A 2,241-nucleotide genomic window follows, 5' to 3' on the forward strand; every position below is an offset into this window, starting at 1 on the left:
TGTAGTAGACGTCGCCGTGACTGTGATTGTTAGGCTCAATTACCGGTTTTGCGCCGATGATTAATCGACAAAACCGAAATAGTGGCCAACACCCAGAACGGTTTCCACAAATTTCTTGGCTGTAGCACGATCCATAATCACAGATTTGCCATCGACATTCAGATAAATACTATCCTCGTCATAGAATGAAGAGCGGCCAAACTCAATATCCATTTTTTCTTTCCCGCCCTGACATTTTACCGTTTCTTCAAAAACATGGTTGTCGCTATAACTCAAACCCTTCTTGTAAAGTGACGACTTTTGATCGTCAGATATGAACGTTGGGCTTCTGGCCTAACGCCAGCATCAGCCGGCGCGCTATTCGCGCGCGCGGCTGAATGCCATCGTTAGGCGATTGATCGTGTGTTGATTCTTTGCCTGGAAAAATAATTTCAACCAGACCCCTTTAATTCTTTAATTGCAGGGTGCGAAACGCCGCTTCGATGAATAACGCCTGGTTGAGAAACGGATTTTTACTGAATAGGTCGCCGGATGTCACTCGATCAATCAGTGACTGGCGCGGATTGCTAGTGTCTGTATTGGGTAAGTTAGCTGATGATTGGGGAATAAACTTGCCTGCATTCTCACTTGGCTCATGCACTAAATAGATTGTACCTGAAGCAATAGCGGCTTGGCGTCGTCGGTCACTGGCAAGTAACCCGGCTGCCAGTTCAACATCATCAGCATCGAGGTTGTTCTCTACAGCATAATCATACGCAGCTTCCAACGCTTCTCTGTCGCTTTCCGATAAAAAATCAAAGACATTTCCACTATCAGATGAAGGGTTAGGTCTTGGTATCGTTTCACGAATGTTGTGTTCTTGCTGCAAGGCATTTCTCAACGCTTGGCCATCTATATCAATTTCGGTATTGGCTGTTACCATGCTAACGGCTTGGTCAAGCAACGCTTGGCCTCTTGCTATGGGAAGGTAACTGGGCCCAAGTTCTTGGCGTAAAAACTCGTTCGCGCCTTGCACCAATAGGCTTATAGAATGACCTCGGGCGCTAATCTGCAGGGCTGGATTAGTAGTATTGCTGATCCGAGAGCCGGAGCTGCTTGTATTCTCTGAATTCGTTATATCCTTGGAATTAGCAACGGAGGTATCCGACTGCAATGCGCTTTGGGCTGAGCTGTTAATAAATCCAGTGATGATATTCATGCTGCATTTCCTCCTTATGACAAAGGGGGTAATCTGTCATATTGTATTACATCAGTAGCTGTAATCCACTCTTACTGTATCCGCTGTACGGATAGTTGAATACGCTCCTCCGACTAAAGTAAATCGTAAATGGAAAGTGCCACGGGCGTTAAACCCGTCAAATGCATCTGAATTGTCATTTTGCGCAGCTGATATATCGATACAAAGAAAATCAGAGGATGAGTATTGTTTTCGGTAACACAATTCGACTTCTTCAGACGTATGGCCGTTAGGAATGGTATTCCAATCCCAGGAAACGTCTGTAATTTCAGCGTCCCTTCTGGGGACAGAAGACGGCGGGTTAAATGGAGTGGTTGCATAACCTCCAGAAAAATAAATTGTGTAACCTAACCGCGTGTGCTCCCAGAAATCATCCGCCGCATGTGCTGCTGATGACAAAAAAGCGAATATGACGCCATTCCAGTAAGTATGCTCTTGATCTTCATAGCAGTTCTCCAATTGTATTGATCTATTCATTAGCTCCCCAATGCGCGGGGCGCAACCACATAAAAACAGTAACTTAAGTCAAGTTACTTGGAAGTCAACTACCGCTGTTCGTTGCGCATTAGGCCTCCAAGATATTGGATGCACAACGCCGAATAAGTGTCAAGCGAAATCAGAAACTGCCTCCTTGCGACATCCGGAATTGACCTCTCAGTTCACACGGGTTGTTTTTTTGATGTCCGCAGTGGCCACGGCCTTGATCAGCCCGGATCGCCGCTTCAAGAATAGGAAGTCCAACCGCCTATGCGAAAATATCCCCCTGATCTGGAGTGCCGTCAAGACTCGGTTTAAGCCCTTCTGACCACCGAAGAGCGATGATGGAGAAGAAATTGGCCGCTGGCAGCCGCATCTTCCCAAAGGCCGATCCCAGGCACTGATTGCCCCAACAACCCTGCTATCCTTGCGCGTTTTGAGTGATATTGGTGCCAGGCTCGATTTATTTTACGCCTAACAGTGTCTTTTATGAAGCCTGCGGCTTCATAATAAATATTAAAGAAGTC

Annotated in this window: 4 protein-coding genes; all 4 read right to left on the reverse strand. The window is 46.3% G+C overall.

All coding sequences use genetic code 11. The features are described 5' to 3' along the window. Nucleotides 1-60 precede the first annotated feature (60 nt). Nucleotides 61-276: a hypothetical protein gene (locus B3V56_RS07265; RefSeq protein WP_041354371.1), complete on the reverse strand. Its 216-nt coding sequence runs from the start codon at nucleotides 274-276 to the stop codon at nucleotides 61-63. A 169-nt stretch (nucleotides 277-445) separates the two neighbouring features. Further along, on the reverse strand, nucleotides 446-1,015 hold the full coding sequence (locus B3V56_RS07270; RefSeq protein ID WP_289284120.1) for a hypothetical protein: 570 nt from the start codon (nucleotides 1,013-1,015) through the stop codon (nucleotides 446-448). A 234-nt stretch (nucleotides 1,016-1,249) separates the two neighbouring features. Continuing rightward, nucleotides 1,250-1,714: a flagellar protein FlhE gene (locus tag B3V56_RS07275; protein ID WP_286305124.1), complete on the reverse strand. Its 465-nt coding sequence runs from the start codon at nucleotides 1,712-1,714 to the stop codon at nucleotides 1,250-1,252. A gap of 314 nt (nucleotides 1,715-2,028) precedes the next feature. After that, nucleotides 2,029-2,241, reverse strand: a 213-nt coding sequence (locus B3V56_RS07280) for a hypothetical protein (RefSeq protein ID WP_289284121.1), incomplete at its 5' end; no start/stop codon positions are given.

This window comes from Methylophaga sp. UBA2513 (genome assembly GCF_002341285.1).
In the GTDB taxonomy this organism is placed as follows: Bacteria; Pseudomonadota; Gammaproteobacteria; order Nitrosococcales; family Methylophagaceae; genus Methylophaga; species Methylophaga marina.

Coding starts and splice junctions, on each gene's coding strand:
- B3V56_RS07275 (WP_286305124.1), bottom strand. CDS start 1,714: ATGAATAGATCAATACAATTGGAGAACTGCTATGAAGATCAAGAGCAT.